Source organism: Saccharospirillum sp. HFRX-2 (genome assembly GCF_043196805.1).
GTDB lineage: Bacteria > Pseudomonadota > Gammaproteobacteria > Pseudomonadales > Natronospirillaceae > Saccharospirillum.
The window spans coordinates 149,761-170,627 of the sequence record NZ_JBEBMU010000008.1 but is presented as its reverse complement, the minus strand read 5'-3'; the positions used below and the strand labels follow the sequence as shown (position 1 = coordinate 170,627).

At 56.7% G+C, this 20,867-nt stretch carries 19 protein-coding genes and 3 tRNA genes; 9 read left to right on the top strand and 13 right to left on the bottom strand.

The features are described 5' to 3' along the window. Nucleotides 1–143: 143 nt before the first annotated feature. From ABMA60_RS15845 to ABMA60_RS15820, 6 genes are all read right to left on the bottom strand, one after another. Nucleotides 144–218 (bottom strand) — tRNA-Thr (locus tag ABMA60_RS15845). A 32-nt stretch (nt 219–250) separates the two neighbouring features. After that, nucleotides 251–324, bottom strand: a tRNA-Gly gene (locus ABMA60_RS15840). A 22-nt stretch (nt 325–346) separates the two neighbouring features. Then, nucleotides 347–431, bottom strand: a tRNA-Tyr gene (locus tag ABMA60_RS15835). A 172-nt stretch (nt 432–603) separates the two neighbouring features. Beyond that, nucleotides 604–1,254 carry a hypothetical protein gene (locus tag ABMA60_RS15830; protein WP_392805018.1) on the bottom strand — a complete coding sequence of 217 codons (651 nt, stop codon included), beginning with the start codon at nt 1,252–1,254 and terminating at the stop codon, nt 604–606. Further along, a complete protein-coding gene (locus ABMA60_RS15825; protein WP_392805015.1) occupies nt 1,254–1,967 on the bottom strand; it encodes a type III pantothenate kinase in 714 nt (237 codons plus the stop codon). The genes ABMA60_RS15830 and ABMA60_RS15825 overlap by 1 nt, the downstream gene beginning before the upstream one ends. Then, nucleotides 1,961–2,926 carry a biotin--[acetyl-CoA-carboxylase] ligase gene (locus ABMA60_RS15820; protein ID WP_392805013.1) on the bottom strand — a complete coding sequence of 322 codons (966 nt, stop codon included), beginning with the start codon at nt 2,924–2,926 and terminating at the stop codon, nt 1,961–1,963. Before ABMA60_RS15820 ends, ABMA60_RS15825 begins: the two co-directional genes overlap by 7 nt. A gap of 211 nt (nt 2,927–3,137) precedes the next feature. On the opposite strand from ABMA60_RS15820, the gene ABMA60_RS15815 reads away from it, so the two are divergent. Next, nucleotides 3,138–4,772 carry a methyl-accepting chemotaxis protein gene (locus tag ABMA60_RS15815; RefSeq protein ID WP_392805011.1) on the top strand — a complete coding sequence of 545 codons (1,635 nt, stop codon included), beginning with the start codon at nt 3,138–3,140 and terminating at the stop codon, nt 4,770–4,772. A gap of 61 nt (nt 4,773–4,833) precedes the next feature. On the opposite strand, the gene ABMA60_RS15810 is transcribed toward ABMA60_RS15815, so the two are convergent. The 6 genes from ABMA60_RS15810 to ABMA60_RS15785 form a co-directional block, all read right to left on the bottom strand. Further along, complete coding sequence (locus tag ABMA60_RS15810) at nt 4,834–5,670, bottom strand: ABC transporter permease subunit (protein ID WP_392805008.1); 837 nt, start codon at nt 5,668–5,670, stop codon at nt 4,834–4,836. Next, complete coding sequence (locus ABMA60_RS15805) at nt 5,667–6,581, bottom strand: ABC transporter permease subunit (protein ID WP_392805005.1); 915 nt, start codon at nt 6,579–6,581, stop codon at nt 5,667–5,669. Before ABMA60_RS15805 ends, ABMA60_RS15810 begins: the two co-directional genes overlap by 4 nt. After that, nucleotides 6,578–7,687, bottom strand: a complete 1,110-nt coding sequence (locus ABMA60_RS15800) for an ABC transporter ATP-binding protein (RefSeq protein ID WP_392805024.1) — start codon at nt 7,685–7,687, stop codon at nt 6,578–6,580. Before ABMA60_RS15800 ends, ABMA60_RS15805 begins: the two co-directional genes overlap by 4 nt. A 188-nt stretch (nt 7,688–7,875) precedes the next feature. Beyond that, nucleotides 7,876–8,967 carry a polyamine ABC transporter substrate-binding protein gene (locus ABMA60_RS15795; RefSeq protein ID WP_392805003.1) on the bottom strand — a complete coding sequence of 364 codons (1,092 nt, stop codon included), beginning with the start codon at nt 8,965–8,967 and terminating at the stop codon, nt 7,876–7,878. 88 nt (nt 8,968–9,055) lie between these two features. Then, a complete protein-coding gene (locus ABMA60_RS15790; protein ID WP_392805000.1) occupies nt 9,056–10,408 on the bottom strand; it encodes an aspartate aminotransferase family protein in 1,353 nt (450 codons plus the stop codon). Nucleotides 10,409–10,421: 13 nt separating this feature from the next. Then, entirely contained in the window at nt 10,422–11,774 is a 1,353-nt protein-coding gene (locus tag ABMA60_RS15785) for a glutamine synthetase family protein (protein ID WP_392804997.1), read from the bottom strand. Between the two features lie 349 nt (nt 11,775–12,123). On the opposite strand from ABMA60_RS15785, the gene ABMA60_RS15780 reads away from it, so the two are divergent. The 8 genes from ABMA60_RS15780 to ABMA60_RS15745 all read left to right on the top strand — a co-directional run bounded on the left by ABMA60_RS15780 (nt 12,124) and on the right by ABMA60_RS15745 (nt 20,410). After that, nucleotides 12,124–13,593, top strand: coding sequence for an NAD-dependent succinate-semialdehyde dehydrogenase (locus ABMA60_RS15780; protein WP_392804994.1), 1,470 nt, complete (start codon nt 12,124–12,126; stop codon nt 13,591–13,593). A gap of 26 nt (nt 13,594–13,619) precedes the next feature. Further along, the gene (locus tag ABMA60_RS15775; RefSeq protein ID WP_392804992.1) at nt 13,620–14,981 is read left to right on the top strand and encodes a glutamine synthetase family protein; all 1,362 of its coding nucleotides are present in this window, start codon (nt 13,620–13,622) and stop codon (nt 14,979–14,981) included. Nucleotides 14,982–15,107: 126 nt separating this feature from the next. After that, nucleotides 15,108–15,977 (top strand): N-carbamoylputrescine amidase, encoded by an 870-nt coding sequence (gene aguB, locus ABMA60_RS15770; protein ID WP_392804990.1) that lies wholly within the window; start codon nt 15,108–15,110, stop codon nt 15,975–15,977. Nucleotide 15,978: 1 nt separating this feature from the next. Then, nucleotides 15,979–17,076, top strand: coding sequence for an agmatine deiminase (aguA, locus tag ABMA60_RS15765; RefSeq protein WP_392804987.1), 1,098 nt, complete (start codon nt 15,979–15,981; stop codon nt 17,074–17,076). A 102-nt stretch (nt 17,077–17,178) separates the two neighbouring features. After that, nucleotides 17,179–17,910: a hypothetical protein gene (locus ABMA60_RS15760; protein ID WP_392804985.1), complete on the top strand. Its 732-nt coding sequence runs from the start codon at nt 17,179–17,181 to the stop codon at nt 17,908–17,910. Nucleotides 17,911–17,935: 25 nt separating this feature from the next. Then, nucleotides 17,936–18,226 (top strand): addiction module antidote protein, encoded by a 291-nt coding sequence (locus ABMA60_RS15755; protein WP_392804982.1) that lies wholly within the window; start codon nt 17,936–17,938, stop codon nt 18,224–18,226. 91 nt (nt 18,227–18,317) lie between these two features. Further along, nucleotides 18,318–18,980, top strand: a complete 663-nt coding sequence (locus ABMA60_RS15750; RefSeq protein WP_392804979.1) for a hypothetical protein — start codon at nt 18,318–18,320, stop codon at nt 18,978–18,980. Between the two features lie 113 nt (nt 18,981–19,093). Further along, entirely contained in the window at nt 19,094–20,410 is a 1,317-nt protein-coding gene (locus ABMA60_RS15745; RefSeq protein ID WP_392804976.1) for an MFS transporter, read from the top strand. Nucleotides 20,411–20,417: 7 nt separating this feature from the next. Here the strand turns inward: ABMA60_RS15745 and ABMA60_RS15740 are convergent, their stop codons facing one another. Next, nucleotides 20,418–20,846, bottom strand: a complete 429-nt coding sequence (locus tag ABMA60_RS15740) for a CBS domain-containing protein (protein ID WP_392804973.1) — start codon at nt 20,844–20,846, stop codon at nt 20,418–20,420. Nucleotides 20,847–20,867 lie beyond the last annotated feature (21 nt).

Here is a 20,867-nt window from a genome sequence, read left to right as displayed (position 1 = left end):
CCGTGGTCAACGTGACCAATGGTGCCCACGTTGACGTGGGGCTTGCTACGTTCAAAAGTCGCCTTGGACATGGTGTCAGCCTCTCACCAGGATGCTCATGCACAAAAGGCAGCCGCCAGCGCGCCTGCCTTTTGCAACCAAAATGGTGCTCACGATGAGATTTGAACTCATGACCTCTCCATTACCAATGGAGTGCTCTACCACTGAGCTACGCGAGCCTAACTACTTTTATGACCGAAGCCATAACGATTGGAGCGGGTAGCGGGAATCGAACCCGCATCATTAGCTTGGAAGGCTAAGGTTCTACCGTTGAACTATACCCGCAGCTTCCTCCGGAAGGAGGAAATGGTGGAGGGGGACGGATTCGAACCATCGAAGCATAAAGCGGCAGATTTACAGTCTGCTCCCTTTGACCACTCGGGAACCCCTCCAAGCGGGCGCAGAGTTTGCACCAAGCCCTAGAACCTGTCAACTCTGAACGAAAAGCTTTTTCCAATCAGAACAAGAACTTAGACGCCGGTACGACCCTGGCAAAACCTCTTGCCTTGCAAGAGAGCGCGCATATTATTGATTCTCTTTGGCGATTGCAACACTGCGCTTCGATCAACAGCCGTAGCGTTGAAAATCGACCCCTTCGAAACGCTCCAGAATCGATTCCAGCGCGCTGTCGGACAATAATCGAGCGGCATCGGCGGCGATATTCAGATCACGCACGTCACGCAGTCGTTCGAACTCTTCGATGCGCGCATCAATACCGGCCTCGACCAAAGCGGCGCGGCGGTTTTCGGCATTACTGCTGGAGGAGAACAGACCCAAAGAAATCCCCCCTTCGAGCCGGCCCTGATTGATCAGGAAACTTTCTACGCCATCGGCCTGCAACTGCGCCAGTCGTTCGCGCGCGCGTGCCGTTGAATCGAAGGGACCGAGCACCACCCAATGATCGGTGCGCGTTACTTCAGAACGGATTTGCTCTTCGGAGGGAACTTCCAGTGCCGTCAACCGAGCCTGAATGACCCGACTGTCTTCGACCGAACCAATACCACGAATCAGAATGCACTGGGCAGGCTGCTCAGCGTTATCGCGCTGCCGACCCGACTGCGCCAGTCGCGCCCGGGTGGCATCGTCCAGACCCAGATTATTCAGTTCTGCCAGCGCAACGGCTTCGGTCTTGTCATCGGGCTGTTGCTGCTGCCAGTAAATCCAGCCACCAAACACCAGATTCAGCGCCACCAGAGTCAGGATAATTGCTTTCATTACAGCGACGCCCGGTAATCGGAATCGGCGATCAAGGTCATCATTCCCTCAAATATCAATTGCGGATCGTGGTCACCTGGCCAAGCGGATAAGGCGCGCAATGCGGGGGCGTCACCACCGGTCCAGATCACATCCCGTGCTGCCACCGGAAACTGCGCAACGGCATTATCGACGGCACCCACCAAGGCCAGCACCGAACCATTGGCAATGCACTCGACGGTGTCGCGACCAGCGTCCAGGCTGCCTGGCGCGGTGACCGACGGCAGCGCGAATGTATCATCAACCAGCGCTCGACGCATCAGACTCAGCCCAGGCAGAATATAGCCGCCCCGGTGCTGCCGATCGGCGCTGATCAAATCGATGGTCAGCGCCGTACCAGCATCGACCACCACCACTGGCCGGCCGCGATCGAGCACCGCCAGCATCGCCAGCCAACGATCCACACCCAGACGCTGTGGATGAGCATACGCCAGCTGCAAACCATGCCAGCCATCTTTAACCGACAATGGCAGCACCGACACACCCTGAGCCGTTAAATGCTGCGCCAACTGCGAACCCAGTTGTGACACGCTGGCAATCACCACCTCGGTTGGTTGCAAGCGCTGCACACAGTCGAGTACCTCGGCCTGATCCAGCAAGCGGCCGCTCTGGTCGCCAAAACGAAACTTGCACGAAGAGTTACCGCAGTCGAGTAATAAAGGCGCACTTACCATCGCACTGAGACCTCACCACTATTAACGCTGAATCGCTGTCCGTCAGACGACTCAACGACGAGTTGCCCGACATCATCCACGCCGCGAGCCACCACCGTTTCAGTGCCTTGGGCGCGCACCAGACGAACCGTGCGATCACGAATGCAATCGTACTGCGCCCACTCGCCCAGCAACTCATCCAGACCGGTCTCGCTACGCACCTGCTCAAAGACGCGGTGCAATTGATTGAGAATGGCGATCAGCAACGCATTGCGGTCGAGTTCACCGGACACCACATCGGCCAAAGCCAGCGCCGGCTGATCCAGACCTTCCGGTTTGCGCGACACATTCAAACCCAAACCAATGGCCAACACCGGCTGATCCTGCGGATTACCCTGCAGCTCACAGAGGATGCCACCGAGTTTGGCGTCATCTATATAAAGGTCGTTCGGCCATTTCAACGCCACCGGCACCCTTAACTGGGACCGCAAAGCGCGGGCGGTTGCCACCCCGGCCAGCAGACTCGCTGCATAGAGCGCCCGACTGGGCAAATCGGCCCGCAACGCAATCGACACCATCAGGTTCGAAGCCGGTGGGCTGCGCCAGACGCGACCGCGCCGGCCACGTCCCTGATACTGATATTCCGCCGCACAGATCGACCAGCGCCCTGCTGCCGGTTTTTGCTCCATCACCCAGCGGTTGGTTGAATCCAGATCGGTCTGAATATCGAGCACCTGCAGGACAGCGCGCAAAGCATCATCCAGGCCGGCAAAAATACGCTCGCGATCCAGCAGACTGATTGGCTCTGCCAACCGATAGCCACGACCTTTAACCACATGAATGTCGACGCCCAGCTCACCCAGTTGCGCAACCCAGGCAGCGATAGTCGGCCGACTAACGCCCAAAGCATTAGCCAGATCAGTGCCTGACAGAAATTGATCGTGACGTAGCAGAGGCAACAATCGAAACAGCGATTTCATGACCGGGTCCTTAAAAAGTCGCCTCTATTTTGCCTGAATCCCAGCAGACCTGCCCAATACAGAGGCATTTTAATTTTGTTCATAAAGAAACCGCACTGCGATTAAAAAAGCGTCACAACGAGCCGATATAATCTAACCCCCACCGCAACAAATGGACTGTGCGGACCCACACCTTCATCGCCCTTGGGAGGCACAGAGCCGGATGTTACGAATGACACTTCGCGGGCAGTTTATCGCTGCCATCGCTTTACCCTGCCTGGTCTTAATATTGGTCAGCCTGGCCGGTATCTACGGTATGGCCAGCATTCAGAACCAGGCCAGAGCCCTGGCACAGAACACCAGTTTACCGCTGCGCGCCCTGGCAGAAGTGAACTCGCGCATTCCGCGTATGAGAGTTGGCTTCGACATGATGCTGCTGCAGGAAGTACCCGGCATGCAGGATGCCAAAGGGGTCACCACGCGCATCCAGGAAGCGCGCAATGAAGACATTGTGGAAATGGAGCAGGCCCTGCAGACCGCACTGAACGCCCAGGCAACGCCCGAAGCGCGCGCTCAGGTACAGGGTCTGGTCGATCAGTTCAGCAACGTCAAACGCAATATCCTTGAGCCAATTTTGGTCGCGCTGGAACGCAACAATCTCGATCGCGCTTACGACATTTACCGCAACCAATACGCCCCGGCTTACGGTGAGATGCGTGCGGCGGTGAATCAGGTGCTCGATTATCTGGTTGAGCAAGCACAGCTGCGCCATCAAACCAGCGAAGCCAACTTCCGCTTCGTACAACTGGAGATGATCGCTCTGGTGGTGGCCGCCTTGCTGGCGACCATCGTCGTTTCCGCCATCATGTTGCGTCGTCTGAGCCGACGCGTGGTGCAATTGCAGAACCATATCGGCCAATCGGCCGCCAATCTGGATCTAAGCCGCGAACTGGAACTGCGCGGGCGCGACGAACTGGCTGACATCGCCAACGACTTCAATCAGTTCGTTGTTAAAATCCGCAGCGCCATAGAAGCGGTTGCCGATAACTCGCGCAAGCTGTCACAAACCGCCAGCGAAGTCGCATCCAAAGCACAGCTGACGCACGACAACTGCACCAACGAACGCGACCGCTCCATGCAAATGGCCACCGCCATTAACGAAATGGGCGCCACCGTTGAGCACATTGCGCAGAATGCCTCGGAAGCGGCCGATTCAGCCAAGAAAGCCAACGAACAATCGGTTGAAGGCGCACGCATCGTCGCTGACGCGCGCCAGGGTGTGGGTCAACTGTCTAGCGAAATCGACAAGGTCAGCGATGTGATCGGCTCACTGGCCGAACACACCGAATCCATCGGTGGCATCCTGGAAACCATTCGTGGCATTTCAGAACAAACCAACCTGCTGGCGTTGAACGCCGCTATCGAAGCGGCGCGTGCTGGCGAACAGGGTCGCGGTTTCGCCGTGGTCGCCGATGAAGTGCGCAATCTGGCCAATCGTTCAGCCGCCTCGACGGACGAAATTCAGGCGATGATCGACCAATTGCAGGAACAGGCGGCCAAGAGTGTGGACGCCATGCAGGACAGCAAATCGCACAGTCTGTCGGTGCGTGAACAGGCCGATGCGGCCAATCAGTCGCTGGGCAGCATCACGGCTTTTGTCGGCAGCATCAGCGAGGTTACCTTGCAAGTGGCGACAGCTACTGAAGAACAATCGACGGTCGTCGCCGAGTTGAGTCGCGACGTGGAAAGCATCAACACCCTGACCACAGAAACCGCAGAGATTGCCGACCAACTGACCGACTCCAGCCGACAATTGAACGATCTCTCACAATTGCTGAACCAACTGGTGCGTCAGTTCAAGCTGTAACGCTGACATTAAAAAAGCCCGTGATGAGCAATCATCACGGGCTTTTTTGTGCGCCGTTTATTCAGGCACCAGCCGCCATCCGTAACGAAGCTTTATGGCGCTCATCCACGCGACGCGACACATACCAGGAACCCAACGCCACCAGCGAGACAATACCGATGATGATGGTCGCCAGCGCATTCACCTTGGGAGTAACACCCAGTTTCACCGAACTGAACACTTCAATCGGCAAGGTGGTCGCTCCCGGACCGGTCACAAAACTGGCGATCACCACATCATCCAGCGACAAGGTGAACGACAATAACCAGGCTGAGAGAATCGAGGGTGCGATAATCGGCAGCGTCACCTTGAAGAACGCCGTCAGCGGCGGTGCACCCAAATCCAGCGCCGCCTCTTCCAGGCTCTGATCCATCTCACGCAGCCGCGAACTGATCACTACAGTCGAATAGGCAATACAAAAAGTCGTATGCGCGATCCACACCGTCAACAAACCACGATGCGGCGGCCAGCCGATGGTTTGAGCGGCGGCCACAAACAACAGCAGCATCGACAGACCGATGATCACATCGGGCATCACCAGCGGCGCGGTAATCATGCCGGAAAACAGCGTGCGGCCTTTAAAGCGGGTGTAACGCACCATTACCACCGACGCCAGCAAGCCAATCACCACCGCTGCGGTAGCGGCATAGAACGCCACCTGAAACGAACGCCAGACCGCGGTCATCAACTGCTCATCGCGAAACAGTTCGCCGTACCATTTGGTTGACCAACCGGCCCAGACCGTCACCAGTCGTGACTCGTTAAATGAATAGACAATCAGCACCAGCATCGGCGCATACAGAAAGACGATACCAAACCAGAAACACACCTTGCTGAGGCTGAAACTGCGACGACTCATGAGTTCAGCTCCTTGCTCTGGTAACGGTGAAACAGCACGATGGGCACAATCAAAATCAGAATCATCAACACCGCCAGTGCCGAAGCCACCGGCCAGTCACGGTTATTGAAAAACTCCTGCCACAGCACCTTGCCGATCATCACCGTCTCGGCGCCACCGAGCAGTTCGGGAATAACGTACTCACCGACCACCGGAATAAACACCAACATGGAACCGGCGATAATGCCGTTTTTCGACAGCGGCAAGGTGATGCGGAAAAAGGTGGTCCACTGACGCGCGCCCAAATCGTTAGCGGCTTCGAGCAGGGTGTGATCGTGCTTCACCAGATTGGCGTAGAGCGGCAAAATCATAAACGGCAGATAGGCGTACACCACCCCGACATAGACCGCGAAATCGGTATTCAACATTTGGATCGGATCGTTGATAACACCCAGCCAAATCAGAAACGAATTAATAATGCCGCTGTTGCTCAGCAAACCCATCCAGGCATAAACGCGAATCAGAAAAGACGTCCAGGACGGCAACAGAATCAACAGCAACAACGTCGCCTGAACCCGTCCTGGTGCTTTGGCAATGGCATACGCCATTGGGTAGCCAACCAGCAAACACAGCAGTGTAGAGTTGAAGGCAATACGGATCGAATTCCAATAAGCGTGGATATAAATATCGTCACTGAATAACCACAGATAAGAATCGAGGTTAAGGTGAATCGACAGCGCATTATTGGCCCACTCAAACATGGCGCTGTAAGGAGGAATGGCCAATTCAGAGGTGGCAAAGGAAATCTTGGCGACGATGATAAAAGGCAGCAGGAAGAACAACAGCAACCAGGCATAAGGCACCGAGATTACCCAGCGCCGTCCCCCTGGCAGTCGGCTCAGATCGAGCTTGCGCAGTTTGAGGTCACTCATGGGCGAATCACCACACCGCTGTCATCGGACCAATGAATATAAACTTCATCGTCCCAGCTCGGTCGCTCGGCGCGACGCTCAGTATTGGCGAGAAAGCACTGCACAATTTTGCCGCTCGGTAACCGCACGTGATAAACCGAATGGCCACCCAGATAGGCAATGTCGTGCACGATGCCGGACGACCAGTTGGCCTCGCCGTCGGGCTGCTGCAACGACAGCCAGGTTTTTTCCGGACGCAGGGCGTACAACATGGCGCGGTCCTCAGCGCTCGAACTGACGCCGTGACCGATATAAATTTCTCGCTCCAGATCAGCGCAATGCAAGCGCATGTGGTCGCCTTCATCGGCGATGATTTCGCCTTCGAACAAATTCACCGAACCGATAAATTCCGCCACCATCCGATTGACCGGACTTTCGTAAACGTCAACCGGCGAACCGATTTGTTGGATATAACCTTCATCCATAATGGCGATGCGATCGGCCATGGTCATGGCTTCTTCCTGATCGTGCGTCACCATCACACAGGTCACGCCGACATTTTCCAGAATATCGACCACTTCCAACTGCATTTCAGTGCGCAGTTTTTTATCCAGTGCGCCCATGGGTTCGTCCAGCAGCAACAGCTTGGGTTGCTTGGCCAGACTGCGCGCCAGTGCCACCCGCTGACGTTGACCGCCCGATAACTGATGCGGTTTGCGGCGGGCGTATTTTTCCATATGCACCAGTTTGAGCATGCGCTGCACGCGCTCGGCGATGATGTCTCTGGATAACTTGTCCTGCTTCAAACCAAACGCCACATTTTGTTCCACCGTCATGTGCGGAAACAGCGCGTAGGACTGAAACATCATATTGATCTGACGCTGGTAAGGCGGCTGCCAGGTGATGTCTTCACCATCGAGAATGATGCGACCTTCGGTGGGAATTTCGAAGCCGGCCATCATGCGCAGCAAGGTGGATTTACCGGAACCGGAAGCGCCCAGCAAAGCAAAAATTTCGCCTTTACGGATATCCAGACTGACGTTGTCGACGGCCAGGGCGTCGTCAAAATATTTGCTGATGCCTTCGATCCGCAACAGGGTTTCACTGCCCTGCTGCTGGTGTTGCATCTCGTTTTGCTGGCGACGCGCGCCCGCCGATATTGCCATCTGCTGCCCCCTTCGGTGGTCAGGCCAATTGGGTATTTTTGGTTTATTTTAATTGGGATCTGCGATCGGCTTGCCGCAAAGGTCCTGTCACCAAGGCCCTTGCGGCAAGCGCCGGGTAAGGGCCGGGATAGTCCCGGCCCGGTCAAAAATCAGCTACCTGATTTGAGACGTGTCCAACTGCGCGTCATAACGCGCTGAACGGAGTTGGACAACACTTCGAACGAATAGAGTTCCGTGCCTTCTTCCGGGTAGATGCCAGGATTGTTGAGGATTTCCGGATCGATGTACGGACGCGCCGCTGCAACCGGGCTGCCATACCAAACATAGTTGGTCAGATCAGCGGCCGGCTGCGGCTGCAGAATGTAGTTAATAAACGCATGGGCTGCTTCGGCGTTACGCGAGTCGGCTGGAATCACCATCATGTCAGCCCACAAAGCGGAACCTTCACGAGGGATATAGTAATCCACTGTGACCCCGTTTTCGGCTTCGTCAGCACGGGCCATGGCCTGAAATACATCGCCGGACCAACCGATGGAGACGCAAACATCGCCATTGGCCAAGTCAGTGACATAGCGCGAGCTATGGAAATACTGAACGTAGGGACGAATGGCTTGCAGACTTTCAGCCGCCTGGGCGAAATCATCCGGGTCGCTGCTGTTCGGATTTTTACCCTGGTATTTGAGATAGGCGCGCAGCACTTCTTCCGGGGAGTCCAGCATGGTAATGCCGCATTCGGCCAACTTAGACGCGTATTCCGGTTGGAAAATCAGATCCCAGGAACCAATAGGCGCATCATCACCGAGAATTTCCTGAACCTTGTCGACGTTATAACCAATACCCGTGGTGCCCCACTGCCAAGGCACACCGTATTGATTGCCTGGGTCGTAGGTTTCCAGCGTGGCCATCAGTTCCATATCCAGGTTGCCCCAGTTCGGGATCAGCGACTTATCCAGTTTCTGATAAGCACCGGCCTGAATTTGACGCGCCATATAGTCGGTGGTCGGCATCACCAGGTCGTAACCGGACTGACCGGACAACACCTTGGCTTCCAAAATGTCGTTCGAGTCGTAAACGTCATAGACGGTGTCGATGCCGGTTTCGGCGGTGAAATTTTCCAGCGTGTCTTCAGCGATGTAGTCGGACCAGTTATAGATACGAACCACTTGATCTTCGGCCAAGGCCGCGCCGGCCACTGATGCCGCCAGGGCGGTCAGGGCGACGGTTTTGCTCAATGTCTTCATTGGTAGGGACTCCCCTGCAGTATCATGATGCGGCCAGCCCGAAACCGGGCTTTCGGCCTTAACGCCAACAGTCGACGAACGCGGCCCACTAGAGCGCGGCGAGCGTATTATCCAATGCTTGCCGGGTCTTGGCGACCAGTTCGTCAATTTCAGCGCGATTAATGACAAGCGGTGGCGACATCAACATCGTATCGCCGGTTGCGCGCAAAATGAGCCCTTCTTCGAGGGCTTTATCCCGGCACAGCGTACCCGTTTGTCCTTCGTCAGCGTAGCGACGTCGGCTGGCCTTGTCTTGCACCAACTCAACAGCGCCCAACATACCGACACCACGGACCTCACCCACCAAAGGGTGGTCCGCCAATGTCCGCAACTGTGATTGCATATAGGGAGCGGTTTCCGTTTTCACCCGATCGATGATGCCCTCGGTGCGCAGAATCCGCAGATTTTCCAGAGCCACGGCCGCACTGACCGGATGCCCCGAATAGGTAAAACCATGATGGAATTCACCACCACTTTTCAACACCTCAGCGACTTCATCCGACACCATCACACCGCCAATCGGCAGATAACCCGATGACAGTCCTTTGGCAATCGGCATCAAGTCCGCCTCGATATCAAAGGTGTCGCAGCCAAACCACTCACCGGTGCGACCAAAACCGCAGATAACTTCATCGGCCACCAGCAGAATATTGTACTGACGCACGATGCGTTGAATTTCCGGCCAGTAGGTTGCCGGCGGAATGATGATGCCACCGGCGCCTTGAATCGGTTCGGCAATAAAAGCCGCTACATTGTCGGCGCCCAGTTCGAGAATTTTTTCTTCCAGTGCTTGCGCTGCGACTAAACCAAACTCGTCTGGACTCAAATCACCGCCTTCGCCAAACCAGTACGGCTGACGAATATGGGCGACGCCACTGATCGGCAAATCGCCCTGAGCGTGCATCGGTTTCATACCACCGAGACTGGCGCCGGCAACGGTCGAACCGTGATAACCATTGTGGCGGCCGATGATGGTTTTCTTGGTCGGTTGGCCTTTAACGTCCCAGTAACGGCGCACCATGCGAAACACCGTGTCGTTGGCTTCGCTGCCGCTGTTGGTAAAGAAGCTGTGGTTGATGTGCGGTGGTGCAATCTCGGCAAGCGTTGCGGCCAGCTCAACCACCGGCGGCGTCGCCGTTTTGAAGAACAGATTGTAATAAGGCAGTTCGCTCATCTGCTGGCGCGCTGCCTCGACCAGTTCCTGGCGACCGTAGCCAAGATTCACACACCACAAACCGGCAAAGGCATCCAGATAGGCTTTGCCGGTGCTGTCCCAGATGGTCACGCCCTGGGCCCGGGTAATGATGCGCGCACCATCGCGGGCTATGGCGCCGCTGTCACCAAAAGGATGCAGATGGTGGTCGGCATCCTGTTGTTGCCAATGGGCCGTGGTTTGAGTCATCTGGGCCTCCCGGTCACACCGCCGACAACAAAAACTCGCGTTCCCAGGAACTGATCACCCGCTTAAAACCTTCCTGTTCGGCCCAGCGAGTGGCGATAAAACCATCGACAAACTGGCCGCCGAGAATCTCGCGCACGGTGTCGTTGGAGGCCATCATGTCGAGCGCCGCTTCGAGGTTAAAAGGTACGTCCGGATCGGCTTCAGCACCGGCGCGACCGGCCATGGGTTTGCGCGGTTTCAAATCCTGAATCATGCCCAGATAACCGCACGCCAGATTCGCCGCCAACGCTAGGTAGGGGTTGGTATCGGAACCGGGCAAACGGTTTTCCACGCGACGCGCTTCCGGCGGCGCATTGGGGACACGCAAACCACAGGTACGGTTTTCTTCGCCCCATTCAATGTTCACCGGGGCATTGCCATCGGCGCCGGGCAAATAGCGGCGGTACGAATTCACGTTGGGCGCGAACATCGGCATCATAAAAGGAATGTAGGTTTGCAGACCGGCGATGTAGTTCAGAAAGCGCGGCGAGGCCGAACCGTCTTTGTTGGAAAACAGATTCTGGCCGGTTTTGATGTCGATCAGCGACTGATGAATGTGCATCGAACTGCCCGGCTCACCGGTGATCGGCTTGGCCATAAAGGTGGCGCCGATTTTGTGTTTCAGTGCCGCTTCGCGCACCGTACGCTTAAACACAAAGACCTGATCGGCCAGCGTCATCGCCTCGCCGTGACGGAAGTTGAATTCCATCTGGGCGGTGCCTTCTTCGTGGATCAGGGTGTCGATGTCCAGCTCCATCGCCTCACACCAGTCATAGATGTCGTCGATGATCGGGTCAAACTCGTTGGCGGCATCGATGGAAAACGACTGACGGCCACTTTCCTTACGACCGGAACGACCGATCGGCGGCTCCAGCGGCAAGTCCGGATCGGTGCAGCGCTGGGTCAGATAGAACTCCACTTCCGGCGCGACAATCGGCTTCCAGCCCTGCTCTTCATAAAGCGCCAGAACTTTGCGCAGTACCGCGCGCGGCGACAGACCGATCATATTGCCCATCGAATCGTAGCAATCGTGAATCACCTGGGCGGTCGGCTCCTCTGCCCAGGGCACAACAAAGCAGGCGCGCTCGTCCGGACGCAGCAACATATCGATGTCGGCCGGATCGAGCAGGTTATAGTAGGCATCGTCGTCCGGGTAATCACCGGTGGCGGTTTGCAGCAGAACGCTTTCGGGCAGGCGAATGCCGCCTTCATTAATGAACTTACTGGTGGGCTGAATTTTTCCCCGGGCGATGCCGGTCTGGTCGGGCGTGACGCATTCCACTTCGGTGATGCGGTTGTCTTTCAGCCACTTAATCAGGTTTTCCATAGATTTCCGTGCAGTTATCGCGCCTAAAACGGGGCGTCACCGTACGGCCTCAAGGCGTTGTAGGGTCATGGTCCGCCAACACATCGATAGCGTTGGTCAGGCGACTTAATTATAGGAGCGAGCTGACATTCCGGCACCGAAAATTAATGGGTGTCGAAAACCTCGTTCAAACGCTCGGTTTAGCGGCCATGTATAATATTTAAAACACTTACCCCGCCCATTCATGCCCATAAAACCTAGTGTTGTCAAATATTCTAATCACGCACTTGAGCTCTGGGCGCAAATGGGGTTAGCTTGATGGCTGCCATTCCAACACGACAAATCCGGACGCTTTTTTTTGCGCCTTCGGATGCGAAGGAGACCCAGCGTGACCCATCCTCTGCTGCACACTCAAAGCTACATTAACGGTCAATGGAGCAGCGCCGCCTCGGGACGCCAATACGATGTCGTCAATCCGGCAACAGGACAGGTTCTGGCAACGCTAGCCGATTGCGGGCAAGACGACGCCAGCGCCGCCATCGAAGCGGCCCATGCCGCCTTCGGCTCCTGGAAACAACAAACCGCCAAGGCGCGCGCCCAGATTCTGCGTCGCTGGTTCGACCTGATCATGCAACACCAGGACAGCCTGGCTGAATTAATGACGCTGGAATGCGGCAAGCCCCTGGCCGAATCCAAGGGTGAGGTCGCCTATGGCGCGTCCTTTATTGAGTGGTTCGCCGAAGAAGGCAAACGCGCCTACGGCGATGCCATTCCTACTCACGCCAACGACAAACGCGTCTTCGCCATCAAACAGCCGGTTGGCGTCTGCACCGCTATCACGCCGTGGAATTTCCCGCTGGCGATGATCGGCCGCAAAGTTGGCCCGGCTTTGGCCGCCGGCTGCACCATGGTGGTCAAACCCGCCGAAGCCACGCCTTTTACCGCCCTCGCCCTGGCGCAACTGGGCGAGGAAGCCGGTTTGCCGGCGGGCGTCTTTAACGTCGTGACCGCCAGCAACGGCAAAGCCGTGGGCGAGGTGCTCAGCACTCATCCGTTGGTGCGCAAAATCAGCTTCACCGGCTCCACACCCGTCGGTAAACAGTTACTCAAACAAGCGGCCGACAGCGTTAAAAAGGTATCGATGGAACTCGGTGGCAACGCGCCCTTTATCGTCTTCGATGACGCCGACCTCGACGCCGCCGTCGATGGCGCCATCGCCTCCAAATACCGCAACACCGGCCAGACCTGCGTGTGCGTCAACCGCTTTATCGTCCAGGCCGGTATCCACGATCAATTTGCCAAAAAACTGGCTGAGCGTTCCCAGCAACTGAAAGTCGGTAATGGTCTGGATGAAGGTGTGCAACAAGGCCCGCTGATCAACGAGGCGGGTCTGAAGAAAGTCGAAACGCTGCTCAAAGACGCCACCGACCAGGGCGCCAAAGTGCTCACCGGCGGCCAGCGTCACAGCCTGGGTGGCAACTTCTTTGAGCCGACGGTGCTGACTGGCATAACGCCCAAGATGCGTATCAGTCAGGAAGAAATTTTTGGCCCGCTGTCGGCCATTAGCGTCTTTAATACAGAAGACGAAGCCATCGCCATGGCCAACGACACGCCCTTTGGTCTGGCGTCCTATTTCTACAGCGGCAATCTGGCGCGCATCTGGCGCGTCGCCGAAGCCTTGGAATACGGCATGGTTGGCATCAATGAAGGGCTGATCTCCACCGAGATCGCCCCCTTCGGTGGCGTTAAAGAATCGGGTCTGGGCCGCGAAGGCAGCCACTATGGCCTCGACGAATACCTGGAGATCAAGTATCTCTGCCTGGGCGGTCTGGATCGCTGACCGCCACTTCTTACTGAGACAACATCATGGCCCACCCTGAAATTGCCGCCTTTCTTGACCAGTATCCCGACGTCTCCACCGTCGAGCTGCTGGTCAGTGATTTGAACGGCGTCATTCGCGGCAAACGCATCGAAATCGACCTGTTGGAAAAAGTCTACGCCGAAGGCTTCAGCCTGCCCGGCTCGGTCATGGCGCTGGACGCCACCGGCACCACCGTCGAAGAAACCGGCCTGGGCGCCGAAGACGGTGACCGCGACCGCCTCTGCCTGCCTGTTCCCGGCTCACTGGCGCCGGTGCCCTGGCAAGGCGACGACCGCGCTCAGGCGCTGTTTTGTATGTTTGAGACCGACGCTGAAACCCCCTTCGCCATGGACCCACGTCAGGTGTTGGCCAGCGTCATCAAACGTTTCCAGCAACTGGGTTACACCCCGGGCATTGCCGTCGAACTGGAGTTCTACTTAATCGACACCGAACGCGACGCCAATGGCGGCCTGCAACCACCGGTGTCGCCCACCTCCGGCCGGCGCATGAGTTCCAAACAGGTCTATTCGATGGACGACCTCGACGAATACGACTTCTTTATTCGCGACGTCATCGACACCGCCCACGCCCAGAACATTCCGGCGGACACCGTCATCACCGAATACGCACCTGGGCAGTTTGAGGTCAACCTGCACCACTGCGACGATCCGATGAAAGCCGCCGACGACGCTGTGTTGCTGAAGCGCGTCATCGCTCAGGTCGCGCGCAAGTGGGAAATGGAAGCCACCTTTATGGCCAAGCCCTACATCGAAGAAGCGGGCAGCGGCATGCACATTCATTTAAGCCTGATGGATGCCGACGGCACCAACATCTTTGCCGCTGAAGATCCCGAACAGAACGACTATATGCGCTGGGCTATGGGCGGACTGATTGCCATGGCCGACGGCGTGCAAGCGCTGCTGTGCCCGTCGATCAACTCTTACCGCCGGCTGTCACCCGATGCCTTCGCGCCCACCTCCAAAACCTGGGGTTACGACAACCGCACCCTGGCGCTGCGCATTCCCTCGGGCAGCATCGAAGCCACTCGCGTAGAACACCGCTTCAGCGGCGCCGATGCCAACCCTTATCTGGCGGTGGCGGCGGTGTTGGCCGGTGTGACCGAAGGCCTGCAAAACCGCATCGAACCGCCCGACCCGGTCACCGGCAACGCCTACGATCAGGAACACCCGGTGATCGCTGACAACCCGCGCGATGCACTGCGCGCCATGGACCGAGACCCGCGCGTTAATACCTGGTTCGGTGAAGACTTCATCGACATGTACCGCATCTGTAAATGGAGTGAAGTGCGGTTATTCGAACATCAGGTCACGCCATTGGAATATGAGTTGTTGTTGCCCTATGTTTGAGGGGCCATAAGGGCCGGGAAACGCTTAACGGTAGACGCTTAAAAAATCACAAGACAACAGCAAAAACCGGCCCTAAAATGCGCCGCCCTTTGGGCACTCACTCATTGAAAACCGGAGAAAATGCAGATGCGCCAGGTCACCGTAGCCGCCACCCAGATGAGCTGTGGTTGGGACGTCGACGCCAACATTGCCAAGGCCGACCAACTGGTTCGCCAGGCCGCGAGTCAGGGTGCGCAAATCATCCTGATTCAGGAATTGTTCGAGCGCTGCTATTTCTGCCAGAAACAGAAAGAAGCCTATCTGCATTTCGCCACGCCGATGGCCGACAACCCGGCCATCGCGCATTTCCAGAAAGTCGCTGCTGAATTAAAAGTGGTGTTACCGATCAGCTTTTATGAGCGCGCCAACAACGCCTACTACAACACCGTGGCCATCATTGACGCCGACGGCAGTAACCTAGGCATCTATCGCAAGACGCACATCCCCGACGGCCCCGGCTATTCGGAAAAATTCTATTTCACGCCGGGCGACACTGGCTTTAAAGTCTGGGACACCGCGTACGCGCGCATCGGCGTCGGCATCTGCTGGGATCAATGGTTCCCGGAAACCGCCCGCGCCATGGCGTTAATGGGCGCCGAACTGCTGTTCTACCCGACTGCCATCGGCAGCGAACCGCAAGACAGCGGCATCGACTCACGCGATCACTGGCAACGCACCCAGCAAGGTCACGCCGCCGCCAACTTAACGCCCTACATTGCCAGCAACCGCACCGGCGTGGAAACCGAAGGTGAGCAATCGATTACCTTCTACGGCTCGTCCTTTATTGCCAACGAACTGGGCGAAAAAGTCGCCGAATTCGGCCGCGAAGAAGAAGGCGTTTTGGTCCACAGCTTCGATCTGGATGAAGTGGCCGCCACACGTCACGCCTGGGGCGTGTTCCGCGACCGTCGGCCAGACCTCTACAGCCCATTATTGACCAAGGATGGAGGCCGCTGAGGTGCCGTTTCCACTCGCCTCAACACCGCGTGCCGACGGTTTTTATATGCCCGCCGAATGGCACCCGCACCGCCAGACCTGGATGCTGTGGCCGGAACGCCCGGACAACTGGCGCTACGGCGCCAAGCCGGCACAACGCGCCTACACCTCTGTCGCCGAAGCCATCGCCCGCTTTGAACCGGTCACCATGGGTGTGTCTGCCGATCAATACGAAAACGCCTGCGCCCGCCTGAGCGAAAAAATCCGCGTCGTCGAACTGTCCAGCAACGATGCCTGGGTGCGCGACACCGGCCCGACCTTTGTGATCGACGGCAACGGCAATCAGCGCGCCAACGACTGGGAATTTAATGCCTGGGGCGGCTTGACCGGCGGTCTCTATCAGCCGTGGAATCGTGACGATCAGGTAGCGCAGAAAATCTGCAATATGGAGCGCATTGAGCGTTACCGCACCGATGGTTTTGTACTCGAAGGCGGCGCTATTCACGTCGACGGCGAAGGCACCTTAATGACCACCGAAGAGTGCCTGCTGAACCCCAACCGCAATCCGCATTTAAGCCGGGGCGAGATCGAACAAAAACTGCGCGACCACCTCAGCATCGACAAAGTTCTGTGGTTGCCCGAAGGCATCTACAACGACGAAACCAACGGCCACATCGACAACATCGCCTGCTTTATCGAACCGGGCCATGTGGTACTGGCCTGGACCGACGACGAGAACGACCCGCAATACCAACGCAGCCGCACCGCTTTGGAATACCTGCAAAGCCAAAGCGATGCCCAGGGCCGCAAACTCAAAGTCAGTAAAGTGCCGCTGCCACAACCGCTGATTCAAACCGATGACGAAGCCGACGGCATCGACCAGGCCGCCAAAGCCTGGCCGCGTCGCGCCGGCGAACGCATGGCGGCGAGCTACGTGAATTTCCTGCTGGTCAACGGCGGTTTAATCCTGCCTGCCTTTGGCGATGCCATGGACGAACGGGCGGCGAATATTCTGGCGGATTTATGCCCGGGCCGGGAAATTGTACCGGTGGCGAGTCGGGAGATTCTGTTGGGCGGCGGCAATATTCATTGCATTACCCAGCAACAGCCTTTGGCGTAAAACCGGGCTATTCATTTAGCCAACGAATGTGACCGCTGCACCATCCAATAGCGCACTAGCTTATGCTAGTGTTTGGATTCTATCCAAGGCGGTCACACCACCATGAATTCCATTGTCTTGCTGCGTGATACTGGCCGCTTTTTCGGTCAACACTGGCTGCGTTTGTTCAGCATCACTTTGCTGATCAGCGCCATCACGCTGATCGTCGCGGTCGGGGTGATCGTTGCTGTGGTCATGGGTAGCCGCGGGATCCATCCTGTCAATTTGGCGCGTTTAGTCACCTGGGTTGGCGGCGTGTGGATGAGTACGGCCATCCTCTATTACCTTTATGCTGTCTCAGCAGGACAACAGCTGTCGCCATTGGCAGCCATTCGCAAAAGCCTGGAAAGTATTAGTTCGGTGTTTGGTTACCAGTTGCTGCTGTTGGCTGCCTTGTTACTACTGGTCATGGTTGCCTGGCTGCCCATCGTCAGCGTCTTTCCTCTGCTCGATAAGTTTCCGTACAACCTCTGGGGCTTCGTCGTGCTGTTTTATTTTGGCTCGCGATTGGTCGCACTGGGAATGATTGATTTGGTAGTGAATCAAACCGACTTTAAGAGCCTCGTTTTCTCGGCCTGGCGTATCAGCCGAGGTCATGTTTGGACGCTGCTGATTGCGCATCTGATTTTTTTCGCCGCTATCGCCCTGGTCTTCATCATCCTACCCTTGGTCGAGCCTTATCTTTTGTTACAGATGTCGGTGCTGGTTTTACTCATCCAGCCCATCGTGATCCTGTTCTATATTTTTATTTTTCAAATTTATGCTCATCAGCGACCTGACACAGACCATACCTGACTCATTGATAGCCGAGAAAATGCCCATGCCTGTTGATACCCAGACCTTCAATATGGCGGACTACCTGCTCACGCCGCACGACGTCTACGCCTTCCTCAACGAAGCGCTGCAAACCAAGGACACGAGTTTTATTGCCAGCGCCTTTGGCATTATTGCCGAATCCAAAGGCGTCGAAATCATCGCCCAACACAGCAACCTCAATTGTGCGCAGCTGTGTCTGGCCGTCAGCGAGCAAAGCGAACCGACGCTGGCGTCGGTGCTGGCGGCGCTGGAGGCTTTGCAAGCAGACCTGTCTCTCGACACCCACAGCCACTGAGCCGCGGGCGCGGACGTAAACGCACCGGGCTGCACTTCACTTACTGCCCGGCTGTGATACTGTTTTGCCACCTCAACCGATAGCGATGCCCATGCTGTATTCTTTTCTGCGCGACACCCTTCGTTTCTTCGGCCATCACTGGATTCCGCTGACGGTCATCACCGCCAGTCTGGGGCTGGTGTTTGAACTGCTGGTCATGCTCAGCTGGCCGCAAACCAATCCGGACGAGCTCAGCTTTCCGTGGTTTGCTTACCTGCTGCAATGGCTCGGTTCGGTCTGGACCATGGCGGCGGTCATTCTTTATCTCGACCATGCTCTGGGTGGGCAATATCTGGCGCCGGTGACCGCCTGGCAAAAAGCGCTGACTTTCGTGTTACCGCTGGCGGGTTTGCAGATACTGATCGCCATCGGCATTTCCATCGGCTTTGTGTTTCTCGTCGTCCCCGGCATCTACCTGGGCATTAAACTGGCGTTGAGCAGCTTTTATCTGGTACTCGACCGGCAGTCCATCGTCACCGCCATGAAGTCGGCCTGGAAGGGCAGCGATGGTTATGGCTGGACACTGCTCGGCGGCTATCTGTTGTTCTATGGCGTCATCATGTTGCTGATGCAAACCATCACCTACACCCTGACCACAGAAACCGGTGGTTATGGACCGATAGAGGTCTTCATCGGTGTGCTCTTTAAGCCGTTAACAGCGCTCATTATTATCTTCGGTTTCCGGGTTTATTCCGACAGTCGCCAATCCAGTTAAAACCTTGATTTGCGTTCTAGCGCCCTCGCCAAAGGGTGCTAGAGTATTGGCCTGAAAGTTGGCTTGGTTCTGCCGCGCCAGCGCTGTATCTCCGTTCTGGCCCGAGTATCCTCATGCGCTCCATTCTGCTGTCCATTACTGCCCTGTTTTTTGGTCTGGCACTGTTGCTGATGGGCAACAGTCTGCTCAGTACACTGTTGGTGATTCGCGGCGTCAGCGAAGGCTTTTCCGAGCAGTTTCTCGGTTTGCTGTCGTCCAGTTATTACCTCGGTGCCTTGCTCGGTACCTGGTTTGCCGGTCGGCTGATCCGGCAGATGGGCCATATCCGTTGCTTCACCTTCTGCGCTGCTCTGCTGTCGTGCGGCACCCTGCTTTATGTGCTGCTGCTCTCACCCGTTGCCTGGATGATCATTCGTCTGCTCACCGGCTTCGGTGTCTTCGTGCTTTTTACCGTTATCGAAAGCTGGCTAAACGGCCAGACGCCGGACGAATACCGCAATCGCATTTTCTCGCTCTACATGGTGGTGCAGATGATCGCCGCCGCCATCGCTCAACAGTTTCTGCATCTCGACAGCGCCGACGCCTTTACGCTCTTTGCCATCGCCGCTGTACTGGCCTCGGCCGCTGTGATGCCGGTGTCCTGGACGCGCTTGCAGCAACCGCACGTGGCGCTCGATATGCCGAAGATGGATTTGCCGCGCCTGATTGAATCAGCGCCGGTCGCGGTCACGGCGGTCATCGTCTCTGGTCTGACGCTGGGTCCGTTCTGGGGCTTGTCGCCGCTGTTTGCTGCCAGCCTGGGTTACAGCGAAAGCCAGGTGGCGATCTTTATTTCATTGGCCGTTCTGGGCGGCGCTGCCATTCAATATCCGGTCGGCCGCTTATCCGATCTGATCGATCGGCGATTGGTTATCTTGGGAGTCCTGGCAGCAACGACTCTGGTCAGCATGGCGCTGGTAACGGCCGCCTACCTGCTGCCATCACAGCTGTGGCTGATCGTTTTCCTGGCGATGCTCTTTGTCGGCCTGGCACTGGCGGTATATCCGATCGGTGTGGCGCACCTGGTGGACCACATCCATAAAGATCACCTGGTGGCCGGTTCCAGCGGTCTGTTACTGCTCTACGGCCTGGGTTCCTTTATTGGCCCGGCGTTGGCAGGCATCGGTTTGCAACGGCTGGGCGGCCAGTCGTTACCCGGTTTCTTTGCGCTGGTCACGCTGCTGGCGGTGTTTGTCGTGGCCTGGCAGTTACGGCAATCGAAGGTGGTGGAAAAGCCGACCGACTACGAAGGTCATTTCGTGTCCATGGTGCGTACCGGCCCCAATGTGTTGCCGCTGCACCCGGATTCGGAAGAGGAAATTGAGCCGCCGGAAGATCGCCGCCAAGCGCCGCGCCCGGAAAAACCAGAGGACGCGACTCCGAACGACTGAGGGACGATTAATCCTTCGGTTTTTTGCGGTAGGAATGTTCGAGCATGGCGCGCACCAGATCGCGCCAGGTGAGAATGCCCAACGGCTGCTTGGAACTGTTCACCACCGGAATACAGGATAAGCCTTTTTCGTGCATCAGGCGCACCGCCTCGATGATTGGCGCTTCCGGTGAAACGGTGATCGGATCGCGCGTCATCAACTCATAAGCGCGTTTGATCATGGTGTGGGTATCGCGCAGCTCTTCTTCGTATTTACCCACGAAAGGCGACAGCGCCTTGAGCACATCGCGGTCGGAAATAATGCCCACCAGTTTGCCGTGTTCGGTGACCAGCACATGATGAAAATGGTGTTCTTCGAACAACTCGCGAATGCTCGCCAGCGTGTGTTCGGTGCCCACTTTCACCGGGTTGGGAGTCATAAAATCACTGACACTCATCGTCTTTTCCTTAACGTCTGT